Genomic DNA, 25,429 nt, shown 5'->3' on the forward strand with positions numbered 1-25,429 from the left:
CGGCGAGCGGCGAACGGGCGGGCCCGACTCCCCCGGCGTCCGCAGGCGTCAGTCGACGGTCACGAAATCCACGAGCCGTTCGACCGCCCCGATCAGCGGAGCCTCGAGGTCACGGAAGCTCGACACCGCGCCGTACACCCGACGCCATCCGTCCTGCGGTGTGCCCCAACCGAGTTCGCGGCAGATTCCCGTCTTCCAGTCCTGTCCGCGCGGAATCGTCGGCCACGCCGCGATCCCGACGGACTTCGGTCGCACCGCCTCCCACACGTCGATGTAGGGGTGCCCGGTCACCATCACGTACGGCCCCAGCCCCTGCGTCAGTGCGGTCTCCTTCGACCCCTCGACGAGATGGTCGGCGAGGACGCCCACCTTCCGGCCCGGTCCCGGACCGAACTCGGCGAGCCGCTCCGCGAGGTTGTCGAGTCCCTCCAACTGCTCGACCACGACGCCTTCGATCCGCAGGTCGTGTCCCCAGACCCGCTCGACGATGGCCGCGTCGTGCACCCCTTCGACCCAGATCCGGCTGGGGAGCGCGACGCGGGCCTTGACACCCTCGACCCTGGTCGAACCGGACGCCGAGCGGGTCTGGGCGGCGGGCTTCGTCACGGTCGGCCGGACCAATGTGACGGGCTTGCCGTCGACCAGGAAGGCGGCCTCACGCATCGCGAACAGGCGGGTCTGCTTCCGCGCGTCCTCCAGTCGGACGTAGTCACCGTCGTAGGTCTTCTCCATTCCGACCACGGCGCCACACCACCCGGTCGCGGCGTCCTCGACGACGAGACCTCGATCGGCGGGCACCTTCGGATACTCGCGGGCCCGGCGCCTCGTGTGCCCGTCGAAGATGTTCCCGCTGTACATGTCGCGTCCACTCACGAGGAACCAGGCTAGTGTTCACCGCCGCCCGCGGGTCCTAAGCTTGGATACCGTGTCCTGCCCCAGCATCACCTTCACCCTGTGGTCGGCGTCGTGGCTAGCCGGCGCCACGTCGCCGGACGACGTGATCGACGCCGTCCGGGCGTGGGCCCCGATGCACCTGGTCGCCGCTGCCGACGCCGAGGTCGCGCTGCGCTGGGACCTGCCGTGGCCCGATCCGACCGACGCGGGGCCGGTGACACTGCTGCAGGCGGTGCGGGCGGTGACGACATCCGACAGCGAGGCGGCTCCGAGCCTCGTGCTGCCCGCCGCCGGTGACGCGCGCGGGCTTCCCGTCGGGTCCGCGTTCGCGACCGCCGCACTGGACGCCGGGCAGGGCGTGCTCGTCGGCGCACCCGGGAATCCCGGCATCGGGATCGTGCCGACCGTCGAGGGTCCGGACGTGTTGCGCTGGACGGTGTTCGGCGTCCCCGCGCTCCCGCATCACCCCGAGCACAGCGGGCTCGGGGAGGCGGAGTACGCGTTGCGGGAGGCCGTCCGGGACGCGGCCGCCGCGCTGTCGTCCCTGCGTGGCGGATTCTCCGCCGCGGCGGGCGATCCACGCAGCCGGATCGCCGAAGCCCTCGCCGACATCGCCCACCACACGACCCCGGACGGCACACCGGCCCGAGTGCTGCGGATCCTCGACACCGCCGACCAGGTCGCGGCGATCCTCACCGTGGCAGGCGAGTCGTCGGGACGCGCGCAGACCGCGACCGGGGCGGCCCTCCGGGACGACACTCTGCGTCCCCTCTGGACGGCGGTGCGCGGCGCCCGTACCGCCGCGGTCGCGGCGTGTGTACGCAGCGGCCAGCCGCGCACCTGATCCGTCGACCCGCCCGCGGTCGCCGAAGCGGGCGATCAGCCTTCGACGGCAGCCGCGATCCGCTCGAGGGTGCCGCTCATGGTCTGCCGGTTCCGGGCGGCGCGATCGTCGACGCCGGACACCCGCGCGCCGTACGCCCGGGCCTGCTCCGTCCGCAGGTCGTCGGTCCACTCCGTGACCCGGCAGCCGCCCTCGGCGGGCTCGATGCGGTATCCCCAAGTCGCGTAGTGGACGCCGTGCATCGAGCAGTCGAACGCGAAGCTGCTGCCCGGTTCGGCCTCGACGACGGTCCCCTGGGTGGTCCACTCGTGGTCGCCGTTGCGGTTGTGCCCGTCGAACGTCGCTCCGACCGACGGACCGTCGACGCCGTCGTGCCAGTGGCAGGCGTGGCACTCCTGGGACCACTCCCCCATTCGGGTGACGTCCGAGATCACCGCGTACACCGCCGCCGGGGTGGCGACGATGTCCCGCGACACTTCGATTCTCACAACCATGTGAACTCCTCTTCCTGCATCGTTCTGGACCTGGTCGGACCGGGCGCCCCTGTCCTCCGACGCCGGCACGGAAACGGCGGCCACGCGGCGAGCCGAGTACCAGCGAGCCGGTGGCCACCGGCTCGACGGTAGTGGACCGGTCTGCCCGCGTCGGTGCGACACTGGAATCGCGCACCACCACATCCGTCACACGGATCGAGTCATCATGGCCGAATCGGTACCCGCGCCGCGGCTGGTCGTCGGATCGTTCGTCGACATGGCCGGAGTGTCCCGCGCCAAGGCGATGCCCGCCGACCGCGCGGACGTGTTCGTCGCAGCGGGCGCCGGGGTCTCCAAGTCGTGGTTGGTGTTCTGCGTGGACGACCACCTCGCGTTCACACCCGATCTGTCCGTCGTCGGGGACCTGCGACTGCGCATCACCCGCGACGAGATGCGCGAGCTCGGAAGCGGAAACCTCTGGGCTCCTGCGGATCTCACCTACCAGGACGGCACGCCGTTCCCCGGATGCCCCCGCGAGGCGCTGCGCACCACCGTCACCCGGTTGGCAGAGGCAGGTGTCGAGGCGCTGGTGGGCCACGAGCTCGAGTTCACGTTGTTCGGAGTACCCGACACCGGGCGCTGGGCAGCGTACGGTCTCGAATCGGTTCTGCGCCAGGACGATTTCGTGAACGACGTCCTGACTGCCGCAGCGCGGGCGGGCATTGCCGTCGACCAGGTGCACGCCGAGTACGGCCCCGACCAGTTCGAGATATCCCTGGCGCCCACCGATCCCGTCGCCGCCGCGGACGGAGTGGTGCTGGCCCGCACGGTGATCTGCGCGACCGCTCGCGCACACGGGATGCTCGCCTCGTTCTCGCCTCAACCGACCCCCGAGAGTGCGGGCAACGGCGCCCACCAGCATCTGTCGTTGTGGGGCGACGGGGCACCACTGCTCTCGGGCGGTCGCGGACCGCACGGACTGACCGATGCCGGCTCACACGCGATCGCCGGACTGGTCGCCGCCCTCCCCGACTTCCCGCTCGTCCTGACCGGCTCGGCGGTGTCGCACCTACGAATGCGCCCCGACAACTGGGCCGGTGTCCACTGCTGCTGGGGCCTCGAGAACCGGGAGGCTGCGGTGCGACTGTGCGAAGACACCATGGGCAATCCGATCGGAGCGAACATCGAGGTCAAACCCATCGATCCGTCAGCCAATCCCTACCTCGCGACCACCGTCGTGCTCGGCGCGGCCCACGCGGGTCTGACCACCGGCGCGGCGCTGCCACCCGAGGTGATCGTCAACCCGGGCGAACTGCCCGCCGACGAGCGCGTCACCGTGATGCCGACCGCCGCCGACGACATGCTCGACCGGTTCGCGAACTCACGACTGGCTGCCGACCTGTTCACCCCGACCGTCCGCGAGGCACTGCAGGCGGTGCGCTCCTACGAACTCGACCGTTACCGAGGCGTCGCCGCCGCGGAGACGACGGCACGCCTGAGATACGCCTGGACCAACTGACGCGCCTACGGCGCTACATCTCGCCGAAGGTGAAGATCCGGCAGCCGCGAAGGTTCGCGGCGCCGACGACGTCGGCTGCACGGTCGGGATCTCCTCTGTCGACGAGATTGTTCGCGAGCCTCGCCTGGTCCTGGCAGTAGCCGATGAGCTGCTTGTCCTGGGGCGGGTTGCTCGTGTAGGTGTCGCCAGGCGCTGCGGTGGCCCCGAGTGGAGCGAGCACGCAGGCTGCGCAGGCGCACACGGCGACGACAGCCGCGCGGCGGAGGCGTGAGGCGAAACGCGGTCCGGGCGAGCGGACCGGTTCGGTGCTGAGGAGAGTCATCGGCGACTCCTCTCGGTGGGAGCGACTACGACAGGTTCCATCCTGCCCCGCCGCGGCGCCCGAAACCAGGGCGTGCCGTCAGCTCGGCCTGCGCGTCGGCCGTGCAGGTGGGACACAGCAGTCGGGCGCACACAGCGTGCCGTTCGTTCCGACGCCGTACAGGGGTTCGGTGCCGAGCCTGCGCGCGGGGACCCCGTCGACGCGTTCGGCGACCAGTTCGGCCACCATCGCCGCAAAACGCGGATCGGTGCCGGGTGTGCCCGCGCGCGCGTACCCGAGCCCCAACTCGGCGGCCCGGTCCCGGGCCTCGGTGTCGAGATCCCAGATCACCTCGAGGTGGTCGGAGACGAATCCGACCGGGCACACGATCACCGCGCTCGCCCCGGCCGCGGCGACCGCGTCGAGGTGGTCGCAGATGTCGGGTTCGAGCCACGGAACCTGCGGCGGCCCGGACCGCGACTGCCACACCAGGTCGTGGTCCGCGGCGCCGACCGCCGCCGCGCACAACCGCGCGGCCTCGGCGACCTGACGGCTGTAGAGCCCGCCTCCCTCGGCGCGCGGACCTCCCGACGCGTCCGCCGCGACCGGCACCGAGTGAGCGGTGAACACCAGGCGCGCACCGTCACGCTGCGACTCCGGCAATTCGCCGCGGGCCGCGGTGATCGCGTCCGCGAACGCAGCGACCATCAGCGGATGGTCGTAGTACTGACGCAGTTTCGTCAGGTCCGGCGCCCCGTAGACCGCAGCCCGCGCCCGGGTGACGTCCTCGTGGTACTGCCTGCACCCCGAGTAACCACCCCACGCAGAAGTCGGAAACACCAGGGCCGAGCGGACACCGTCGTCGCGCATGCGAGCGACGGTGTCCTCGACCATCGGATGCCAGTTGCGGTTGCCGAAGTACACCGGCAGTTCGATTCCCGCAGAAGAGAATTCACCCTCGATCGCAGCGATGATGTCGCGATTGAGGCGATTGATCGGCGAAACCCCACCGAAGTGCAGGTAGTGCTCGACCACCTCGTCCAGGCGTTCCGGTGGCACCCCCCTGCCGCGGGTGACGTTCTCGAGGAACGGTCGCACGTCGGCGGGCTTCTCGGGTCCGCCGAAGGACAGCAGCAGGAGGGCGTCGTACACCGTGTCAGCCCATGAAGTTCTCGGGGAACCACGTGTTGTGGCTGGCTCCGCCGTCGACGTAGATGATCGAGCCGGTGGTGGCGGGCAGGAAGTCCGACAGCACCGCGCACACGCTGGTACCCACGACGCCCGGATCGTCGACGTTCCAGCCGATGGGCGATGCGCCGTCCCAGTAGTCGTTCAGCATGTTCAGCTTCTTGGCGTCGTCCGTCGCGGTGCCCGAGATCGCCTTCGCCGCGAGCGTCTTGATCGGGCCCGCCGCAACCAGGTTCGATCGGATCTTCTTGGCGTAGCCCACTTCCCGTGCCACGTACCGGTTCACGGACTCCAGCGCAGCCTTGGCGACGCCCATCCAGTTGTAGTCCGGCATCGCGGTGCGCGGATCGAAGTCCATGCCGACGATCGAGCCGCGCTCGTTCATGACGGGAAGCACGGCGCGCGCGAGCGAGGCGTAGCTCCACGCGGAGATCTCGAACGCCTTGGCAACGTCCGGTCCGGGACCGTCGAGGAACGGCACGGCATCGGGACCCATCAGAGTCTTGGGCGCGAAGGCGATCGAGTGGACGACGCCGTCGAGACCCTCGGGGGCCAACTCACGGACCTTGTCGGCGAGCGCACCGAGGCTCTCCTCGTTGGTCACGTCCAGGGGGATCGCCGCCGGCACCGTCTCGGGGAGACGCTGAGCGATCCGGTCGATCAGTCGCAGCCGCTCCGGGATGCCGGTGATGATCACCTTGGCGCCCTGCTGCTGGGCGACCTTCGCGGTGTGGAACGCGATGGAGGCATCGGTGATGATGCCGGTCACGAGAATTGTCTTGCCTTCGAGCAGTCCGCCCATGGTTGTGCTCCTCTGGAGGTGAAAGTCGTGGTGTGGGAGAAGGTTCTAGGCGGTCAGTGACCCATACCCATGCCGCCGTCGACCGGGATGACGGCACCGGACACGTATGCGGAATCCTCCGACGCGAGGAAGCTGACGACGGCGGCCACATCCTCGGGCTTGCCGAGGCGCTGCAGCGGGATGAACTTCTGCGCCATCTCCTTCATGTCGTCGGACAGGTCGGCGGTCATGTCCGTCTCGATGAAGCCGGGTGCGACGACGTTCGCGGTGATCGAGCGCGAACCGAGCTCGCGGGTGACCGACCGCGCAAGGCCGATCACGCCTGCCTTCGACGACGCGTAGTTGATCTGGCCGGCCTGACCCGCCATGCCGACGACCGAGCCGAGGAAGATCATCCGACCCCAGCGACCCCGCAGCATCGCCCGGTTGGCGCGCTTGGCGCACCGGAACGCGCCGGTGAGGTTCGCGTCGATGACCTTCGTGAACTGGTCCTCGGTCATCCGCATCAGGAGCGTGTCGTCGGTGATGCCCGCGTTCGCCACCAGCACCTCGACGGGACCCTGATGCGCCTCCACCTCGCTGAACGCACGGTCGACGGAGTCCGCATCGGTGACGTCGCACTTGACCCCGAAGAGCCCGTCAGGAGCGCCGGATCCGCGGTGGGTGACCGCCACCTTGTGACCGTCCGCCGCGAGACGCTGGGCAACCGCGAGGCCGATACCTCGGTTGCCACCGGTCACGAGTACGGAGCGGGACGGGGTGGACTCGTTCGACATTCGATCAACCTATCTGTTGGGTAAGGGTCAGCCGGAGGCACATTCTGTCAGGCGCCACTGGGTCACGGCAGGCGTTGGCGCAGAACCAGTGCAGCGGCCATTCCGGCAGTGGTGAAGAGGACACCGAGAACCAGCCACGCACGGCTCGCGTCGCCGCGGGTGATCTCGAACCCGATCTGCTCCTCGAGCGTGTCGTACACCTTGTTGAGTTCCTCGAGGCTCGACGCGGTGAAGAAGGAGCCACCGGACAGATTCGCGATCTCACGCAGCGACGGGTCGTCGACGGGCACGGCGATCCGATCGTCGCCGATGTCGACGGTGCCGTACGAGGTGCCGAACGAGATCGTCGAGATGGGAACGCCCCGCTCCTTCGCCTCACTCGCTGCCGTGTAGCCGCCGCGGGCGTCGTCCGGGCTGTCCGGAACCGTCTGCTTGCCGTCGGACAGCAGCACGATCCGGGCGGGCGGAACCTGATCGCCTCCACCGAGGACGGCGCCGAGCGTCTCGATCGACTGCAGTGACGTGAAGATCGCCTCACCGGTCGCGGTCCGCTCGGCCAGGGTGAGGTGATCGATCGCGGCCTTCGTCTCCTCGCGGTTGACGGTCGGCGAGACGAGGACGGACGCGGTGCCCGCGAAGGCGACCAGCCCGAGGTTGATGCCGGGGGTGAGCCCGTCCGCGAACTGCTTCGCGGCTTCCTGCGCGGCCGCGAGCCGGGTCGGCGCGACGTCGGTGGACTTCATCGACAGTGACACGTCGATCACCAGCATCACCGTCGCCCGGTTGCGCGGAACCTTCTTGTCCGACGTCGGGCCGGCGAGCGCCACCGTCAGCAGCATCAACCCCACGAGAACCAAGGCCGTCGGCAGGTGCCGAAGCCGACCCGGTCGGGTGGGCGCAACCTTCTCCAGCAACTCCAGATTCGAGAATCGGAGCATGTTGCGCTGCCGCCGGCGCTGCGCGAGCACATAGGCGGCGGCGAGTGCGGCGACGACGACGAGGAACGCCAACCACCCGGGTGACGCGAACTGGGTCAGACTCACTGGCGGGCCGCTCGATTCACCCGGGAACCATAGCTGTGTCTGCGGGCCGCGACGAAGCGCACGACGTCGGCGATCCAGTCACGGTCGGTGCGCAGGCCGAGTACCGGTGCACCGCACCGACGCAACGCCTGCTCGACGTCCACCCGGTGCGCCTGCGCGGCCGCGGCGAAATCGGCCCGCAGCCGCGGTGTCGTCGTGAACTCGCGGGTTCGGCCCGTCTCCGGGTCGTGCAGGACCACGTCACCGAGGTCCGGCAGTTCGAGGTCGCGCGGATCGAGCACCTCGACGCCGAGCAGGTCGTGGCGGCCGGACACGGCCCGGAGCGACCGTTCCCAGTCGAGCGGGCCGAGGAAGTCACTGATCACCACGGCGAGTCCGCGACGTCGCTGCGGCCGCCGTAGCGACTCGATCGCACCCTTGAGGTCGCCGCGCACCCCGTCGGGCGCGTGCGGCGTGGTCGCGATCTGACGGAGCATCGCCCTGGAGTGGATCCGGCCGCCACGCGCCGGGATGCGCACGGTCCGGTGGCCGGTCGTGACGATCGCGCCGATCCGGTTGCCACCCCCACTGGTGAGGTGGGTGACCGCGGCCGCCGCCGCGACCGCGAGGTCCCGCTTCTCCGCACCCGTGGTGCCGAAGTCGAGGCTGGCGGACAGGTCGACGACCAGCCACGTCTCCAGCTCGCGGTCCGCGACGGACTGCCGCACGTGCGGGTGCGTCGTGCGGGCGGTGACCGACCAGTCCATCTGCCGGACGTCGTCGCCCGGCTGATACATCCGTGCGTCACCCGGTTCGGTACCGGGGCCCGGGATCAACCCGAGGTGCTCGCCGTGCAGGACGCCGTCGAGGCGCCGACGAACCGTCAACTCGAGGGTCCGCAACGCCGCCGACAGTTCGGGGTCGTGTAGCTGTCCGGACCGCAGGGACGGCAGCGGTGAACCGGACGGCGTCACCGCGGCGCGCCCCCTACCGGTGCCGCGGCAGCAGCGGGGTTCGGAGCGGGCGCGGGCGCCGGCGCGACAGGCTGCGCCGCCACCTGCGGGAGACCGACCGTCTGCAGCACACGCGCGATGACGTCGTCGGGGCTCACCTCGTCGGCGAGCGCGTCGTACGACAGCACCAGACGGTGACGCAGGACGTCAGGGATGACGTCGAGCACGTCCTGCGGGACCACGTAGTCGCGTCCGCGCAGCATCGCGAGCGCCCGCGACGACGAGATGATGCCGAGCGTCGCGCGGGGCGATGCACCGTACGAGATCCAGCCTGCGACGTCCGTCAGCCCGAACGACTCGGGCGTGCGGGTCGAGGCGATCACCCGGACCACGTAGTCGACCAGCGCGTGATGAACGAACACGCCTGCTGCCGTCTTCTGCAGCCGGATCAGGTCGTCGGGACCGAGGACCTGGCGCGGTTCGGGCGCCGCCACACCCATCCGGTAGACGATCTCGCGTTCCTCCTCGACCGACGGGTAGTCGACGAGGATCTTGAACAGGAATCGGTCTCGCTGCGCCTCCGGCAGCGGGTAGACGCCCTCGTTCTCGATGGGGTTCTGCGTCGCCATGACCAGGAACGGCTCGGGCATCGGGAAGGTCTTGCCGCCGATGGTGACATGCCGCTCGGCCATCACCTCGAGCAGTGCCGACTGCACCTTCGCGGGCGCGCGGTTGATCTCGTCGGCGAGGAGGAAGTTCGCGACGACGGGACCGAGCTCGATGTCGAACGCCTCGCGTCCCTGCCGGTAGATACGGGTGCCGACGAGGTCGGTGGGCACCAGGTCGGGGGTGAACTGCACACGGGAGAAGCTGCCACCGACCACGGTCGCGAAGGTCTCGACGGCGAGCGTCTTGGCAACGCCGGGCACACCTTCGAGCAACACGTGCCCCTTGGCCAGGAGCCCGACGAGAATCCGCTCCACCAGCCGGTCCTGACCCACGATGACACGCTTGACCTCGTAGATCACCTTCTCGAGAAGCTGCGCCTCGGACTGGACGTCCGACGCGGTCGTCGAGACCGTCCCGGGCTTCGCCGTTTCAGGCTTCGCCGTGTCGGGCTTCGCCGCGCCGCCGGACCCTGTCCCGCCGTCGGCTGCTGCGGCAACCGCGAGATCACGGCCCGCGCCCTGTGAGGTCACCAAGAATCCACCACTTTCACTCCCCCCGACCCCACTCGACCGAGCGGATCAGGACACCAACCGGACCACGTACGGGGTCATACCGTCCCAGCGCAGGGGCGAGACCTTGACCACCGATCCCGACTGCGGAGCTTCGATCATCTCCCCGTTGCCAAGGTACAGCCCGACGTGCTGGCTGGCATTGGGCCCGTAGAAGACCATGTCGCCGCGTTTCATCTGAGAACTCGGAACCTGTTCGCCAGCGGTGTACTGGTATCCGGTGTAGTGCGGCAGCGAGATCCCGATGCCGGCGAACGCGTAGATCATCAGTCCCGAGCAGTCGAATCCGACCTTGTTGAAGTCGCCGTAGCTGTCGGCGACGCCGCCGTCGCGGATGCCGAGAGTCGGACCGTTCTCGTTGCCCCCGCCCCACGCGTACGGAATGCCCAGTTGCGACATCGCGCGGTCGATGACGGACTCGACTGCGGCGCTGCCGGTGATCGACGGTCGCGGCTTCGTCGGTTTCGGCTTGGGCTTGGTGGTGGGCGCGGTCTCGGCCTCCTCGCTTTCCAGCGACGTGTCGTCGCTGTCCGCGGTGCCGGAGTCCGTGTCGTCGCTGTCCGCGGCGCCGGACTCCGTGTCGTCCTGGTCCTCGACCTGCGTGTGGCTTCGCTGCCCTTCGGCCAGAGCCCGAGCCCGGTCTCGCGCGGCCTGATCCGCGGCGACTCGGGCGGCCGCCTCGGCGGCGGCCTCTCGAGCTGCGGCCGCGGCGGCCTCGGCGGCGGCCTGCTCGGCGGCCCGCTGGGTGTCCCAGTTGACGAAGGCCTGCCGCTGGCTCTGCAGCCCCGAGACGTTGTCCCGGGCCGACGCGAGTTGCGACTCGGCGGCGGCCTTCTCCGCTTCGACCGCCGCCTTCTTCGACTGCTGATCGGCCAGCGCGGCCCGTGCCTCGGCGATAGCGCCTTCCGCTTCCGCCTTGCGTGCCTCGGCCGCCGACGCCGCCTCGTCGGCCTGCTGCTTGGCCTCGCGGGCCGCGGAGTTCTTGTTGGCCTCCGCCGTCCGGGCGCGTTGCAGCGAGTCGAGGACGGCGTTCTTGTTCGACGCGAGTACGCGCATCACCTGCGCACGGTCGAGGATGTCGTCCGGTCCCTGCGAGCCGATGAACGACGCCATCGACGAGACGCCGGTCCCCTGCCGGTACGTGCTGGCGGCGAACTCGTCGAACCGGACCTGCGCCGCCTCGATCTGAGCGCCCGCATCTCGCAGTGCCTGGAGCGTTCCCGCTACGGCGTCGGCGGCGGAGACCGCGGCGTCGCGGGCCGACTGGAGGTCGACGAGGGCCTTGTTCACCGCTTCGCGCTTGATCGCGACGGCGTCGTCGAGTGCGCGGAGCCGTTGGTCCGCACTGGCGACCTCGTTGATCAGGGATCCGACCTGACCGATCCGGGCGGCGACGTCGTCGCCGGCCTGCTGCAGTTGCCCGTCGCTCGGGTTCGGGGGCGGCGGCGGAACGGCACCAACGAGGCCCGGCGTGGCAACGAGGACCGCGACGGCGAGGCCGAGCCCGACCAGGGTCTGCGCGCGGCGCACCCGTTTCCGCGTGAATCTGCGGGTCCCGCCCGGTGCCCTTCGTCTCACGATCGTCTCCCTCGGTCGCGCAACCACCCGGGGAAGGCGTGCACGCCGGAGGACGTCCCGGGCTTGCTCACCCGTGGACTCCGGTGAGCAGGCGCCACTTACGTGGCGGCCCTGCCCGCAGCGACACTTCTTCCCCAAGAGTGCCATTGGCACCGTACGACACTTCGCGAACTAGCGAAACTCCAGTCACAACTGACACAGGAGTAATTACACCGCACACACCCCGCCTGTACTGGGAGTAACTCGCGGGCAGCGAAAGATATTTTCCGGCTTGAGAATTCGAACCGCCGACGCGCGGGTGGCGGTCAGTCCTCCACGCGTGTCGCGGCCGCGGCCCGACGCGAGCGCAGGCGCCACGTCACGGCGGCGCCAGCGCCGACGACGAGCAGGATCCCCACCGTGATCAGTCCGTACGGCGCATCCGGCTCGACGACCGCATCGAGGAACTGGTTCGCGGAAGCCACCGCGTTGCCGGTGTAGGCGTGATCCTGCGCATCCTCGACCGCGACGCGGGGCAGCGCGTCGCTGGACGTCCCCACCCAGTTCGGACTGAGGACCAGGACGGTTCCCCCCTGCTGTTCACCGACGTCGGTCGCGATGTCGCGCAGCTGCGAGTCGCGTCCCGGGTTCTCGTCGAGCACCACCACCCGAAGCGTGATCCCCTCGCGGTCCGCACGGGCGACCACGTCCTGGAGCCCGGCCACGTCGTCGGCAGGCGCGGACACCCCGTCGTCCTGGAGGTCGGCGAGGATGGTGTCGATATCGACGCTGTTCGGAATGTCGGCGGGGGCCGGGAGGAACGCGATGGTGTGGGAAACAGGCATCTTTCTTCCGGAGCGTCGGTAGCGGGTGCGGCGGGCGCCGCGGGACCGCCACGCACATTACGGGACTGTTGCGCAGGAATCGGACAGAGTGACATTGCCGTTTCGCCGAGACGCCCTCCGGGAAGGCGCACTCACATTGCGGACAGCAGCCCCGGAGACAAGGATCACGAGGTGTGACGCGCGGAGCACCCTGCCCGCGAGTCTCAACAGGACAAGCGTACTGTTAGAGTTGTTGCGAGGTATTTCGGCGCGACCGTCCGGTCGGGTGCGACTCGAGTCGAACGGCTCCCTGGTCGCCGCGACGAGCCTCGCTTGCCGTCGGCACAGCCCCGTCGACGGCGAACCTCAAGACGAGTGGAGCTGCCGTGAGCACCAGTATTGATTCGTTCGGCGCCAAGGGAACCCTCGAGGTCGGTGAGAACTCCTACGAGATCTTCCGCCTCAACGCGGTCCCCGGCACCGAGAAGTTGCCCTACGCCCTGAAGGTGCTGGCAGAAAACCTGCTGCGCACCGAGGACGGCGCCAACATCACCGCCGACCACATCCGCGCGATCGCCAACTGGGATCCGTCGGCCCAGCCGAGCGTCGAGATCCAGTTCACCCCTGCCCGCGTCATCATGCAGGACTTCACCGGCGTGCCCTGCGTGGTCGACCTCGCCACCATGCGTGAGGCCGTTGCCACCCTCGGCGGCGACCCGAACAAGGTCAACCCGCTCTCCCCCGCCGACATGGTCATCGACCACTCGGTCATCCTCGACGTCTTCGGCCGCGCAGACGCCCTGGAACGCAACGTCGACCTCGAGTACGAGCGCAACGGCGAGCGCTACCAGTTCCTCCGCTGGGGCCAGGGCGCGTTCGACGACTTCAAGGTCGTCCCCCCGGGCATGGGCATCGTCCACCAGGTCAACATCGAGTACCTGGCGCCGACCGTCATGACCCGTAACGGTCAGGCCTACCCCGACACCTGCGTCGGCACCGACTCCCACACCACGATGGTCAACGGCCTGGGCGTGCTCGGCTGGGGTGTCGGCGGCATCGAGGCCGAGGCTGCGATGCTCGGCCAGCCGGTCTCCATGCTCATCCCGCGCGTCGTCGGCTTCAAGCTCACCGGTGAGATCAAGCCGGGCGTCACCGCGACCGACGTCGTGCTCACCGTCACCGACATGCTCCGCAAGCACGGTGTCGTCGGCAAGTTCGTCGAGTTCTACGGTGCGGGCGTCGCCGAGGTTCCCCTCGCGAACCGCGCCACCCTCGGCAACATGAGCCCCGAGTTCGGTTCCACCGCAGCGATCTTCCCGATCGACGGCGAGACCATCAACTACCTGCGCCTGACCGGCCGCAGCGACGAGCAGCTCGCTCTCGTCGAGGCGTACGCCAAGGAACAGGGCATGTGGCACGACGCCGCGCACGAGCCGGCCTACTCCGAGTACCTGGAGCTGGACCTCGGCACCGTCGTGCCCTCGATCGCAGGCCCGAAGCGTCCGCAGGACCGCATCCTGCTGTCGGACTCGAAGAACGCGTTCCGCAGGGACATCCACACCTACGTGGAGGACCACAACCCGGCCGATCACAGCCAGCTGGACGAGGCCGTCGAGGAGTCGTTCCCCGCGTCCGATCCCGCCGCGCTCTCCTTCGCGGATGACGCCGCAGGAGCCGTGGCCTCGGCTGCGAACGGCGCCGAGGGTCGCCCGACCAAGCCGGTCAAGGTCACCACCGACGAGCAGGGCGACTTCATCCTCGACCACGGCGCCGTGGTCGTCGCGGGCATCACGTCCTGCACCAACACGTCCAACCCGTCCGTCATGCTGGGCGCAGCTCTCCTCGCCCGCAACGCGGTCGAGAAGGGCCTGTCCACCAAGCCGTGGGTCAAGACCAACATGGCTCCGGGCTCGCAGGTCGTCAACGACTACTACGAGAAGGCCGGCCTGTGGCCGTACCTCGAGAAGCTCGGCTACTACCTGGGCGGCTTCGGCTGCACCACGTGCATCGGCAACACCGGCCCGCTGCCCGAGCCGATCTCGAAGGCCATCAACGACAACGACCTCTCCGTCACCGCGGTGCTCTCCGGCAACCGCAACTTCGAAGGCCGTATCTCCCCCGACGTCAAGATGAACTACCTGGCGTCCCCGCCGCTGGTCATCGCCTACGGCCTCGCGGGCACCATGGACTTCGACTTCGAGACCGACGCCCTGGGTCAGGACGCCGACGGCAACGACGTGTTCCTCAAGGACATCTGGCCGTCCGCGCAGGAGATCGACGACACCATCAAGTCGGCGATCAGCCAGGACATGTTCCGCAACTCGTACGCCACCGTCTTCGCCGGTGACGAGCGCTGGCAGGGTCTGAGCACCCCCGAGGGCGACACCTTCGCGTGGGACGACAACTCGACCTACGTCCGCAAGGCTCCGTACTTCGACGGCATGACCATGGACCCGGCTCCGGTCACCGACATCTCCGGCGCCCGCGTCCTCGCGCTGCTCGGCGACTCGGTCACCACCGACCACATCAGCCCGGCAGGTCCGATCAAGCCCGGCACCCCCGCCGCGCAGTACCTCGACTCGCACGGCGTGGAGCGCAAGGACTACAACTCCCTCGGCTCCCGTCGTGGCAACCACGAGGTGATGATCCGCGGCACGTTCGCGAACATCCGCCTGCAGAACCAGCTCCTCGACGGCGTCTCCGGCGGCTACACCCGCGACTTCACCCTCGAAGGCGCACCGCAGTCGTTCATCTACGACGCGTCGCAGAACTACCAGGCAGCCGGCATCCCGCTGGTCGTCCTGGGCGGCAAGGAGTACGGCTCCGGCTCGTCGCGTGACTGGGCGGCCAAGGGCACCAGCCTGCTCGGCGTCAAGGCCGTCATCACCGAGTCCTTCGAGCGCATCCACCGCTCGAACCTCATCGGCATGGGCGTCATCCCGCTGCAGTTCCCGGTGGGCGAGTCGGCGAAGTCCCTCGGACTGACCGGCACCGAGGTCTTCGACTTCGAGGGCATCGAGAAGCTCAACGAAGGCGTCACCCCGAAGACCGTCAAGGTCACCGCCACCAAGGAAGACGGCGACAAGGTCGTCTTCGACGCGGTCGTCCGCATCGACACCCCCGGTGAAGCCGACTACTACCGCAACGGCGGCATCCTGCAGTACGTGCTCCGCAACATGATCCGGGGCTGACCCGATCATCTGGGTCACTGTGTGACGCAGTGACCGTGTAGTGCGCTGACGGCGGGCTCGGGACGTCTCGTCTCGGGCCCGCCGTTCCGTTTTCGTACGAAAGGAACCCGGCTGTGCCGAAGGTCAGTGAGGACCACCTGCTGGCACGTCGACGGCAGATTCTCGATGGCGCTCGCCGCTGTTTCGCGGAGTTCGGCTACGAGGGCGCCACGGTGCGCAGGCTGGAGGACGCGACGGCGTTGTCGCGAGGTGCGATCTTCCACCATTTCAAGGACAAGGACGGCCTGTTCCTGGCACTCGCCCAGGAGGACGCGACGCGGATGGCCGACGTCGCCGCCGAGCAGGGTCTGGTCCAGGTGATGCGGGACATGCTTGCGCAGCCGGACCAGTTCGACTGGCTGGCGACGAGGGTGGAGATCTCGCGTCGTCTGCGCACGGACCCCGCGTTCGCAAAGGAGTGGAGCCGGCGGGGTGAGGAACTCACCGAGGCCACGGTTGCTCGGCTGGAACGCCAGAAGGAAGCCGGTCGCCTGCGTGACGACCTGCCGACCGACGTGCTGGTCGGGTACCTCGACCTGGTGCTCGACGGTCTGATCGCCCGAATCGCATCGGGCCACGGCGGCGAGAACCTGTCCGCCGTACTCGACCTGGTGGAGGAATCGGTGCGGGCTCAGCGCACGTCCGACTAGCCGAAAGCGCCCGCGGGCGTGGCGGTTTTGCGTCGACCGGCCGCGTGAGATTCCCCATAGACTTAGGTATCGCTTACCTATGTGACGCCCGTTACTGTCGCGACTGTGATCACATCTTCAACTACACCCGTCACCCCGATGTCGAGGCGGGCGCTGCTGCGTGCCGCGGTCGGCGCGGGCGCCCTCGGCGCGCTCGGCGCCGCCTCCCTCGCCCGGTCGGGTGTCGCCGGTGCCGCCGTCGACGGCCAGGAAACCGCGATCGTGATCGGGACCGGTTTCGGCGGCGCCGTGGCAGCGCTACGACTCGGCGAGGCCGGCATCGCGACCACCGTCTTCGAGCGCGGACGGCACTGGCCGATCCGGCCCGACGGCGACACCTTCGCCACGCTCCTGCGCCCCGACGGCCGTGCCGCGTGGTTCAGCGACACCGTCGGCGCCACCGCGACGGTCGGCATCCCGGTCGGCCGGTACCCGGGCATCCTCGATCGCGTCAAGGGCAACGGAATCGACTCCGTGTACGGAGCCGGAGTCGGTGGCGGTTCCCTGGCGTTCGGATCCTTCACGCCGGTCCCCCGGAAGCAGGATTTCGAGCAGGTCTTCCCCGGCGGCGCCGGGTTCGACGAACTCGCCGCAACCTACTACCCGCGAGCGAAGACCATGCTCGGCGCCTCCCCGCTGCCTGCCGACATCATGGCCCATCCTCGCTACGTGGGCACCCGGTCGTGGCAGGCGACCGCCCGCCGATACGGCAAGGAGCCGGTCGCCTTCGACTACGCGATCGACTGGGACATCGTGCGCGCCGAGCTCGAGGGTCGCGCTGTCGCCTCGATCACCAACGGGGAACTGGGTTTCGGCGTCAACAGCGGCGCCAAGAACTCCGTCGATCGCAACTACCTGCCCGCTGCGGAACGCACCGGAAACGTGACGATCCACGCCATGCACGAGGTCTTCGAGATCCGGCCGCGAGATCGGCGACCCGGCTTCGTCGTGTCTGCTCGAGTCATCGACGACCAGCACCGAACGGTGCGAATCGTCACCGCCGAAGCCGACTACCTCTTCATGGCCGCCGGGTCGTTCCACACGACCAGAATGCTCGTCGAGGCCCGCGCGAAGGGCACGCTCCCCAACCTGTCCCCGCGCATCGGCGAGGGCTTCGGCGCGAACGGGGACTTCCTCACCGCGCGGACCGCGTTGTCGGACGACTACGGAGACCTGCAGGGCGGGCCCGGATTCGGACGTGTCTACGAGGACGACCTGCCTGGCGGCCCCGCGTCGATCGTCTACCACTCGACGCCGTTGCCGTCACCTCTCGGAAAGCTGGCCACCACCAACCTCATTCAGGTGCACAGCGACGAGCGCGGGACCATCGACTTCGACCACGCCATCGGCACCGCGGTGATCAACTACCCCCACCCCGAAGGCAATGCCCTCGACCGACGCGGGGCCGCGTTCGCCGAACAGTTCCGCCAGCGCGCCGAGGTCCGGCACGGTCGTCCCCTCAGCGGAATCCCCGTCTACTCGCGGGCGGTCGGATTCGGATCCGCGAGTACCTACCACGGGCTCGGTGGGGTCGTGATGAACCACGCGGCAACGATGGACGGCGCCGTCCTCGGGTACGACAACCTGTATGTCGTCGACGGCGCCTTCGCACCGGGCGCGGTCGGCCTGGTCAATCCGTCGCTCACCATCACCGCACTCGCCGAACGCACTCTCGACCGATTCCTGGCGCAGCGTCGGGGCTAGTTGTCAGGCACCGCGGACGGCGCGGCGACGGTTGGGGCCGCCGCGCCCGCGCAGTTCGACTCCGGACTCGGTGAGCAGGGTTCGGATGAAGCCGTAGGAGCGTCCGGTGGCGTCGGCGAGGGATCGGATGCTGGCGCCCCCGACGTAGCGGGCGCGGACCTCGGTCTGCATTTCGTCGCGGGCGCCGCCAGAGATGCGCGTGCCCTTCCTCACCTGCTTCAGATCTGCCATCACCAGTCCCCTCGAAAGACACCCGATGTGATGCACGTCACCATTCGAAATCCAGGCTAGTACAGATCCTCGACCTCGGCCTGGGCCGGCCGTCAGGCCAGCGAGATGAGGTCCAGGTAGTCCTGCGACCAGTGGTCCTCGGTGCCGTCCGGGAGCAGGATGACGCGTTCCGGGTTCAGCGCCTCGGCCGCGCCGGGGTCGTGGGTGACGAGGACGACGGCGCCGGTGTAGCTGCGCAGCGCCTCGAGCACCTGCTCGCGGGAGATCGGATCGAGGTTGTTGGTCGGCTCGTCGAGCAACAGCACGTTCGCCGCCGAGGACACCAGACCGGCCAGCGCGAGGCGGGTCTTCTCGCCGCCCGACAGGGTGCCTGCCGGCTGGTCGAGCTGAGGGCCGGAGAACATGAACGCGCCGAGCAGACCCCGCAGGTCCTGCTCCCCCGCGTCGGGCGCGGCGTGCCGAATGTTCTCCCACACGCTGGCCTCGTCGTCGAGGGTGTCGTGTTCCTGCGCGAAGTACCCGGTCTTGAGTCCGTGGCCGGGTACGAGCTCCCCGAGGTCCGGCTTCTCCGCTCCCGCAAGCAATCTCAGCAGCGTCGTCTTGCCCGCGCCGTTGAGCCCGAGGATGACGACCCGGCTGCCGCGGTCGATCGCGAGGTCGACGCCGGTGAAGATCTCCAGCGAGCCGTACACCTTCGTCAGACCCTTGGCCATGAGCGGCGTCTTGCCGCACGGCGCGGGCTCCGGGAACCGAATGTGGGCGACCTTGTCGGCGACGCGAACGTCGTCGAGTTCGGCGATCAGCTTGTCGGCGCGCTTGGCCATGTTCTGCGCGGCCGTCGCCTTCGTCGCCTTCGCTCCGAGCTTCGCGGCTTGCTGGCGCAGCGCGGATGCCTTCTTCTCCGCGTTCGCACGCTCACGGCGGCGCCGCTGCTCGTCGGTGGCGCGGGCATCGAGGTACTTCTTCCAGCCCATGTTGTAGATGTCCGCTTCGCCGCGCACCGCGTCGAGGAACCACACCTTGTTCACCACGTCGTTGAGCAGGTCGACGTCGTGGCTGATGACGATGAGGCCGCCGTCGTGGTTCTGCAGGAACCCGCGCAGCCAGGTGATGGAGTCGGCGTCGAGGTGGTTGGTCGGCTCGTCGAGCAGCAGCGTCGTGGTGGACTTGCCACCCGACGAGTCGGAGGCCGCGAACAGGATGCGTGCCAGCTCCACACGGCGGCGCTGACCACCGGACAGGGTGCGCAGCGGCTGCGCGAGCACCCGGTCGGGGAGACCGAGGCTGCTGCAGATCCGCGCCGCTTCCGATTCCGCCTCGTAGCCACCGAGCGAGCCGAAGCGGTCTTCCAGGGATCCGTACTTGCGGACGGCCTTGTCGCGCGTGGCGTCGTCGACGGCCTCGGCCATGATCGTCTGCTGCTTCTCCATGCTGCGGATGATCTCGTCGAGCCCGCGGGCCGACAGGACACGATCCTTGGCGAGGACGTCGAGGTTGCCTTCCTTCGGATCCTGGGGAAGGTAACCGAGCTCACCGCTGCGGACGACGGTGCCCGCGTAGGGCTCGCCTTCGCCGGCGAGAATCCGGAGGGTCGTCGTCTTGCCGGCACCGTTGCGGCCCACCAGGCCGATGCGGTCGCCGGCCTGCACACGCAGGGCCGATCCGGGCGCCGAGAGGAGGGTTCGCACACCGGCACGAACTTCGAGGTCGGTGGCAGTAATCACGACGGTTCAGCCTACCGGATCGCCGGCACCTTCCCTGCCACGGTCCGCGCGCTCCTGCCACGGCCACCGTCCGCTGATCTCCAACTGGAGCGACCAGCTCAGGAACGTCCGGATCAGCACGATCAACGCCAGGACTCCGACGGACTCGAAAGTGGGGGTGACGGCAACGGTCTTGATGATGTCCGCGGCGACGAGGAACTCCAGCCCCAGGAGGATCGAGCGACCCAGGTTGCGCCGGTACGGGGTGTACACGGGGGCGCCGGGCCGGGACCGGATCGTGGAGAGCGCGATCCAACTCGCGACGGCGGCGCCGACGACGATGACGGCCACACCGACGATGTCGACGACCGACCCGACGTTCGAGATGACGGATTCGACATCCATGGCAACGACCCCCCACCTTCCTCCGATTCGGTTGGGAACAGGGTCGCAGGTTCGCCGCTACCGTGTGTGATCGTGAGCGATGGCGGCGTGGCGGACCTGGTGGTGGTCGGGCTCGGCCCGGCGGGGCGAGCGCTCACCCACCGGGCGCACGCCGCCGGTCTCGCTGTCGTCGCCGTCGACCCCGCGCCCGATCGCGCCTGGACCCCCACGTACGCGATGTGGGCGGACGAGCTTCCCGCCTGGCTCGATCGACGCGTGGTCGCCGCCGACGTCGCGGGGCCCCGCGTCGTGGCCGTTCGCGAACACGTTGTCGAGCGCGAGTACGTCGTCCTCGACAACGCCATCTTCCGAGCCGCACTCGACACCGGAAGCGCACGGGTCGTCACCGGCCGCGCCCTGCACCTCGACGGGTCCGCGGTGACACTGGGCGACGGCACGGTGCTGCGGGCCCGGCACCTTGTCGACGCGCGGGGCCTGCGGGCCGGCGGCGGTGCGGCGGAGCAGACGGCGTACGGGATCGTCCTGCCCGCGGCGGCAGCAGCACCTGCCCTGGGCCATGCGCCCGCGCTGTTCATGGACTGGCGACGCGACAACGGAACAACGACCGACGATCCGCCGTCGTTCCTGTACGCGGTCCCCGTCGGGAACGGCCGCACGCTGCTCGAGGAGACGTGTCTGGTCGGCCGTCCCGCGCTCCCCGTGTCCGTGCTGCGCGAGCGACTGCTCACCCGGCTGAGCCACCGCGGCGTCGACGTCCCCACCGACGCGGAGGTCGAGAAGGTCCGCTTCCCCGTCGAGGCACCTCGACCCGGCGGGGGCGCGCTGGCGTTCGGGTCTCGCGGCGCCCTGACGCATCCCGGCACCGGCTACAGCGTCGCGGCGTCCCTCGGCGCTGTCGACGACCTGGTCGGGGCGCTCGTCGCGGGAGACGATCCGGGGAAGGCGTTGTGGCCGCGGCCCGCTCGCACGGTGCGAGCGCTGCGGGAGGTGGGTCTGCGGGCACTCCTCGCACTGCCGGCCCCGCTCGTCCCCGAGTTCTTCGACGACTTCTTCGCGCTGCCACCGCAGTTGCAGCGGGCCTACCTGTCGCGGCGCACCGAGCCGCGCGCCACCGCGTCGGCGATGTGGACGCTGTTTCGCCACGCGTCGATGCCCGTGCGGCGCACACTGGTCGGCGCCGCGCTGCCGCGTCACCACTGAGCTCAACGAAGGAGAGCCCTGATGAAGGTCGAGATCCAGCTCGACGCACCACCGGTCGACGCCGCCCGCCGGGCCGTCGAACTCGCCGGAACCGGTGCCGCCGGACTGTTCACCTTCGAGGGACCGCACGACGTGTTCTTCCCCCTCGTCGCGGCGGCAGGAGTCGTCGACGTCGACCTGGCGACGAACGTCGCGATCGCCCTGCCCCGCAGCCCGATGCACCTCGCGAACGCCGCATGGGACCTGCAGTCGATGAGCGGGGGCAGGTTCCGCCTCGGGCTCGGCTCACAGATCCGCCCGCACATCGAGAAGCGGTACTCGTCGACCTGGTCCCGGCCGGCCGCCCGCATGCGCGACACCGTGCTCGCCGTCCGGGCGATCCTCGAGGCCTGGCAGAACGGCACCCGACTGGACTACCGCGGCGAGTTCCACACCCACACCCTCATGCCACCGACGTTCGTGCCGGGACCGAACCCGCACGGCGTACCCCCGATCCTGCTCGGAGCGCTCGGCCCGGTGATGACGCGGACCGCCGCCGAGGTCGCGGACGGCCTGCTCGTGATGCCGTTCCACAGTGAGCGGCACTTCCACGAACGCACTCTGCCCGCGGTGGAACTGGGCCTGGCGCGCCGGGAGCGCGACGGCTTCGAGGTCGTCCCGCAGGTGATCGTGGCGACCGGCCGAACCGACGCGGAACTGACCGCCGCAGCCACCGGGGTGCGGGCGCTGCTGGCGTTCTACGGGTCGACGCCCGCCTACCGACCCGTGCTCGAGGTGGAGGGCTGGGCGCACCTGCAGGAGCAACTCAACGCCCTGTCCAAGCGTGGCGCGATCGCCGAGATGATCGCCCTGGTCGACGACACGATGCTCGAGACGCTGGCCGTGCGGGGCACGCCGGAGGCGTGCGCCGCCGAGATCGTCCGCCGTTTCGGCGACCACGCCGACCGCGTGTGCTGCTACTTCCCCGGATACGACGTCGATCTCACGCACGTGCGAGACCTGGTGGCAGCGCTCTCGGCGGACACCCTCAGCGCAGCGCCCCGAACTGCACCAGTGCATCGTTGACGGCCTCGGGAACTCCGTCGAGCGCCCAGAGCGCGAGTCCGCCCGCGATCAGCGTCAACACCGGCCCGAGGAAAGCGCGTTCGAACGTTCCCCCGGCCCGGATCGACAGCCACGACGGCAGCTGAAACTCCCACCATCGCCTGCCCCGCCACGGCAGCAGCGGAGCCAGGAACGGGACGCCTTCCTTGGTGATGGCGTCCCCGAGGCAGTGCACGGCGCACCCCAGACCGACCGCGACTCCGAGTGCCCGCGAACCGATCTCGTCGGGGTACCAGGTCCAGGTCAAGGCAGCCAGCACGCCCGCGACGAGGGTGACGGCAATCCAGCCGCTGCGTTTCGCCCAGCCTCCCGCGAGACCCCGTAGCGCCAGTCCGAGCGTGAGGAACAGCGTGCCGATGACCGCGGGACGCCCGAACGCCACGACCAGCGCAGACACACCGAAGCTGATCGCGATCGCGAACAGTGCGGTGTGGGTGAGCGTTCGGTGCCCACCGGTGCGTTTCGGATCGCGTCGGCCTCGGGTCAGGCGGTAGTACCAGAGCGACACCTCGTCGACGACCTTCGCGAGGGCCCAGCTGACGGGCCCGAAGGACCGAGCCACGGTCGACTGACCGGTGTCGAGGTCGGGAAGCAACGCGGCGCCCGCGCACACACCGGCGAAGGTGAACATCTCGGCGGTCGACGTCGGCCCACCCCACTCGGGCGGAAGCACCTGCGCGGCCAGCAGACCGGCGACGGCGCCGGAAACGGCGTGGGTCGCACCCATCACCATGAGAGCATCATCACGAACGCGAAAACCTTTCGGACAGAACGCACAAGAGCACTGCCCGAAGCCAGCCGCCCACGACGGGTCGAATGTATCAACCGCCACCGACACGGCTTCGCTACTCGGGCACACCCTCGAGGTCACCCGGCCCCTTGTCCGGTCGCAGGCCCCGCCACACGGGGTGCCGCAGCCTGCCGTCGTCCGTCAGCTCCGAGTAACGCACTTCCGCAACCGTTTCCGGACGCACCCAGCGCGCCGACCGAGCATCCGCGGCGGGCACGGTGTCCCCGAAAGGCGAGTCGTCCGACGCCGTCTCCGCCACGAGGTCGCGCAGGCGACCGAGCGTGGCGTCCGACATGCCGCTGCCGACCCGGCCGAGGTAGCGCAGCCGTCCCGGGCCCGCAGGCAGACCCACCAGCACCGAGCCGACGCCTTTCGCCCGGCCGCCCTCCCCCGGCAGCCAGCCCCCGATCACCACCTCACACGTCCGGAAATGCTTGAGCTTGAGCCACACCGACGAGCGACCCGATCGGTAGCCACTGTCCCATCGCTTCGCGACCAGGCCTTCCATGTGTGCCGCCCGACTGCTGTCGAGAGCCTCGTCCAGGTCGGGCGGCGCCAGGTCCGGCACGCGCCAGGAGTCGCCCTCCGGAATCCTGATCGCCTCGAGCACGCGGCGGCGATCGCGCAGCGGCTTGTCCCGCACCGAGACCCCGTCCAGTTCGAGGACGTCGAAGAGCAGCAGCGCCACCGGATTCGACTCCCGCTCCCGCGCCGACGGTGGACGTGACCGGCCCATCCGCTGCTGGAGCCGCCCGAAGCTCGGTGCACCGTCGTCGCCGAACGCGACGATCTCGCCGTCCAGCACCCCGGTGTGGCCCGCGAGCCCGGCGGGCAGATGCAGCAACTCGGGATACCCGACGCCGATGTCCAGGCCGTTCCGGCTGGTCAGACGCACCGGGTGATCCTCGCCGCCGAACGACACGAGTGCCCGGATTCCGTCGTACTTGTACTCCAGTGCCCAGGTGTCGGGATCGGCGCGCGACGCGAACTCGGATGCCGTGGTGGCGGTTGCCAGCATCGGCGCCTCCGCTCGGTTCCGGCCGCCGACCACTCCGGCACCCGCGATCGCCTGCCTCGCCTCGTGCGGCCGCGGCACGGTCGCGGGTGCGACACCGCCGCGCAGCCGCTCGAGGACCTCGTGGAAGTCCAGTTGGCGCAGACCCGGTTTCGTGAGCTCCGCCCAGGCACGGGGCGCCGCCGCGGTCGGTTGCGCGGTGCCGCGCAGGGAGTACGGCGAGATGGTGGTCTTGGTGGCCGAGTTCTGGCTCCAGTCGACGAACACCTTCCCCGCGCGCACCGCCTTGGACATCGTCGACGTCACCCGCTCCGGGGTCTGCCGTTCGAGTTCGACGGCGATCTCCTTCGCGACCTCGGAGCAGCGCCGTGACGTCCACCCGTCGCCGACGCCCGCGTACAGGTGAATCCCCTTGCTGCCGCTGGTCACCGGCAGCGCATCGAGACCGCGGGCCTGCAGTCGCTCCCGCACCCGCAACGCCACCTGCGCGCACTCGTCGAGCGTCACGCCCGGCCCCGGGTCGAGGTCGATCACCAGCCGGTCGGGGTTCCCGGGCGATCCGTCGGGCGCGAACCGCCATTGCGGGACGTGGAACTCGAGTGCTCCGGACTGCGCGAAGTAGACGAGGTCCGCGAGCTCGGCGACCTCGGGATACACGACGGTCCGCGAACCCTGCGTGAGCGTGTGCCGAGATATCCAGTCGGGGGTCGCCGCCTCGACGTTCTTCTGGAAGAAGGGGTCGGCGGCGGTTCCGTCCGGCCACCGCTTCCGGGTCAGTGGACGCCCCGTCAGCAACGGCACCAGCGCGGGCCCGACCTCGGTGAAGTACTGCAGGACCTCGGCCTTCGTCGTGCCCGAGTCCGGGTACAGCACCTTGTCGAGATTCGTCAGGGTCAGGCGTCGATTTCCGACCCGGACCGCAGTGTTGTGCGCCATCAGCACCCGCCCACCGATTCGCCACACCTGG

At 69.6% G+C, this 25,429-nt stretch carries 23 protein-coding genes; 7 read left to right on the top strand and 16 right to left on the bottom strand.

What is annotated here, in order from left to right; all coding sequences use genetic code 11:
- Positions 1-48: 48 nt before the first annotated feature.
- Positions 49-873, bottom strand: coding sequence for a DUF3097 domain-containing protein (locus FFS72_RS03075; protein ID WP_137872561.1), 825 nt, complete (start codon positions 871-873; stop codon positions 49-51).
- Between the two features lie 52 nt (positions 874-925).
- Here FFS72_RS03075 and FFS72_RS03080 point away from each other — a divergent pair, with 52 nt between their 5' ends.
- On the top strand, positions 926-1,738 hold the full coding sequence (locus FFS72_RS03080; RefSeq protein ID WP_137872562.1) for an Rv1486c family protein: 813 nt from the start codon (positions 926-928) through the stop codon (positions 1,736-1,738).
- Between the two features lie 35 nt (positions 1,739-1,773).
- Here the strand turns inward: FFS72_RS03080 and FFS72_RS03085 are convergent, their stop codons facing one another.
- Positions 1,774-2,232, bottom strand: a complete 459-nt coding sequence (locus FFS72_RS03085) for an SRPBCC family protein (protein ID WP_137872563.1) — start codon at positions 2,230-2,232, stop codon at positions 1,774-1,776.
- A gap of 205 nt (positions 2,233-2,437) precedes the next feature.
- Here FFS72_RS03085 and FFS72_RS03090 point away from each other — a divergent pair, with 205 nt between their 5' ends.
- Positions 2,438-3,730 carry a type I glutamate--ammonia ligase gene (locus FFS72_RS03090; RefSeq protein WP_137872564.1) on the top strand — a complete coding sequence of 431 codons (1,293 nt, stop codon included), beginning with the start codon at positions 2,438-2,440 and terminating at the stop codon, positions 3,728-3,730.
- A 13-nt stretch (positions 3,731-3,743) separates the two neighbouring features.
- Here FFS72_RS03090 and FFS72_RS03095 read toward each other — a convergent pair whose 3' ends face one another.
- From FFS72_RS03095 to FFS72_RS03135, 9 genes are all read right to left on the bottom strand, one after another.
- On the bottom strand, positions 3,744-4,052 hold the full coding sequence (locus tag FFS72_RS03095) for a hypothetical protein (RefSeq protein WP_137872565.1): 309 nt from the start codon (positions 4,050-4,052) through the stop codon (positions 3,744-3,746).
- A gap of 78 nt (positions 4,053-4,130) precedes the next feature.
- On the bottom strand, positions 4,131-5,183 hold the full coding sequence (locus tag FFS72_RS03100; RefSeq protein WP_137872566.1) for a ferrochelatase: 1,053 nt from the start codon (positions 5,181-5,183) through the stop codon (positions 4,131-4,133).
- A gap of 4 nt (positions 5,184-5,187) precedes the next feature.
- Positions 5,188-6,021: an NADH-dependent enoyl-ACP reductase InhA gene (gene inhA / locus FFS72_RS03105; RefSeq protein ID WP_137872567.1), complete on the bottom strand. Its 834-nt coding sequence runs from the start codon at positions 6,019-6,021 to the stop codon at positions 5,188-5,190.
- A 53-nt stretch (positions 6,022-6,074) separates the two neighbouring features.
- A complete protein-coding gene (fabG1, locus tag FFS72_RS03110; RefSeq protein WP_050064242.1) occupies positions 6,075-6,797 on the bottom strand; it encodes a 3-oxoacyl-ACP reductase FabG1 in 723 nt (240 codons plus the stop codon).
- A gap of 62 nt (positions 6,798-6,859) precedes the next feature.
- Positions 6,860-7,840: a VWA domain-containing protein gene (locus tag FFS72_RS03115; protein WP_137872568.1), complete on the bottom strand. Its 981-nt coding sequence runs from the start codon at positions 7,838-7,840 to the stop codon at positions 6,860-6,862.
- Entirely contained in the window at positions 7,837-8,793 is a 957-nt protein-coding gene (locus FFS72_RS03120; protein ID WP_137872569.1) for a DUF58 domain-containing protein, read from the bottom strand. Before FFS72_RS03120 ends, FFS72_RS03115 begins: the two co-directional genes overlap by 4 nt.
- The gene (locus FFS72_RS03125; protein WP_137872570.1) at positions 8,790-9,971 is read right to left on the bottom strand and encodes an AAA family ATPase; all 1,182 of its coding nucleotides are present in this window, start codon (positions 9,969-9,971) and stop codon (positions 8,790-8,792) included. Before FFS72_RS03125 ends, FFS72_RS03120 begins: the two co-directional genes overlap by 4 nt.
- A gap of 48 nt (positions 9,972-10,019) precedes the next feature.
- Entirely contained in the window at positions 10,020-11,588 is a 1,569-nt protein-coding gene (locus FFS72_RS03130) for an NlpC/P60 family protein (RefSeq protein ID WP_137872571.1), read from the bottom strand.
- Positions 11,589-11,893: 305 nt separating this feature from the next.
- Complete coding sequence (locus FFS72_RS03135; protein WP_137872572.1) at positions 11,894-12,412, bottom strand: Rv1476 family membrane protein; 519 nt, start codon at positions 12,410-12,412, stop codon at positions 11,894-11,896.
- A 365-nt stretch (positions 12,413-12,777) separates the two neighbouring features.
- Here FFS72_RS03135 and acnA point away from each other — a divergent pair, with 365 nt between their 5' ends.
- The 3 genes from acnA to FFS72_RS03150 all read left to right on the top strand — a co-directional run bounded on the left by acnA (position 12,778) and on the right by FFS72_RS03150 (position 18,014).
- The gene (gene acnA, locus FFS72_RS03140) at positions 12,778-15,582 is read left to right on the top strand and encodes an aconitate hydratase AcnA (protein ID WP_137872573.1); all 2,805 of its coding nucleotides are present in this window, start codon (positions 12,778-12,780) and stop codon (positions 15,580-15,582) included.
- A 113-nt stretch (positions 15,583-15,695) separates the two neighbouring features.
- The gene (locus FFS72_RS03145; protein ID WP_137872574.1) at positions 15,696-16,271 is read left to right on the top strand and encodes a TetR/AcrR family transcriptional regulator; all 576 of its coding nucleotides are present in this window, start codon (positions 15,696-15,698) and stop codon (positions 16,269-16,271) included.
- 138 nt (positions 16,272-16,409) lie between these two features.
- A complete protein-coding gene (locus FFS72_RS03150) occupies positions 16,410-18,014 on the top strand; it encodes a GMC oxidoreductase (RefSeq protein WP_171018554.1) in 1,605 nt (534 codons plus the stop codon).
- Between the two features lie 3 nt (positions 18,015-18,017).
- Here the strand turns inward: FFS72_RS03150 and FFS72_RS03155 are convergent, their stop codons facing one another.
- From FFS72_RS03155 to FFS72_RS03165, 3 genes are all read right to left on the bottom strand, one after another.
- Positions 18,018-18,245: a helix-turn-helix domain-containing protein gene (locus FFS72_RS03155; protein WP_137872575.1), complete on the bottom strand. Its 228-nt coding sequence runs from the start codon at positions 18,243-18,245 to the stop codon at positions 18,018-18,020.
- 92 nt (positions 18,246-18,337) lie between these two features.
- A complete protein-coding gene (locus FFS72_RS03160; protein WP_137872576.1) occupies positions 18,338-19,969 on the bottom strand; it encodes an ABC-F family ATP-binding cassette domain-containing protein in 1,632 nt (543 codons plus the stop codon).
- 6 nt (positions 19,970-19,975) lie between these two features.
- Positions 19,976-20,353: a DUF1622 domain-containing protein gene (locus FFS72_RS03165; protein ID WP_137872577.1), complete on the bottom strand. Its 378-nt coding sequence runs from the start codon at positions 20,351-20,353 to the stop codon at positions 19,976-19,978.
- 72 nt (positions 20,354-20,425) lie between these two features.
- Between FFS72_RS03165 and FFS72_RS03170 the strand changes: the two genes are divergently transcribed.
- Positions 20,426-21,553 (top strand): lycopene cyclase family protein, encoded by a 1,128-nt coding sequence (locus FFS72_RS03170; RefSeq protein ID WP_137872578.1) that lies wholly within the window; start codon positions 20,426-20,428, stop codon positions 21,551-21,553.
- Between the two features lie 21 nt (positions 21,554-21,574).
- The gene (locus tag FFS72_RS03175) at positions 21,575-22,618 is read left to right on the top strand and encodes a TIGR03617 family F420-dependent LLM class oxidoreductase (RefSeq protein ID WP_137872579.1); all 1,044 of its coding nucleotides are present in this window, start codon (positions 21,575-21,577) and stop codon (positions 22,616-22,618) included.
- Here FFS72_RS03175 and FFS72_RS03180 read toward each other — a convergent pair.
- Positions 22,581-23,390, bottom strand: a complete 810-nt coding sequence (locus tag FFS72_RS03180) for a metal-dependent hydrolase (protein ID WP_137872580.1) — start codon at positions 23,388-23,390, stop codon at positions 22,581-22,583. The genes FFS72_RS03175 and FFS72_RS03180 overlap by 38 nt on opposite strands.
- Before the next feature lie 112 nt (positions 23,391-23,502).
- A complete protein-coding gene (ligD, locus tag FFS72_RS03185; RefSeq protein WP_137872581.1) occupies positions 23,503-25,398 on the bottom strand; it encodes a non-homologous end-joining DNA ligase in 1,896 nt (631 codons plus the stop codon).
- Positions 25,399-25,429 lie beyond the last annotated feature (31 nt).

The organism is Rhodococcus sp. Q (assembly GCF_005503035.1).
GTDB lineage: Bacteria > Actinomycetota > Actinomycetes > Mycobacteriales > Mycobacteriaceae > Rhodococcus_G.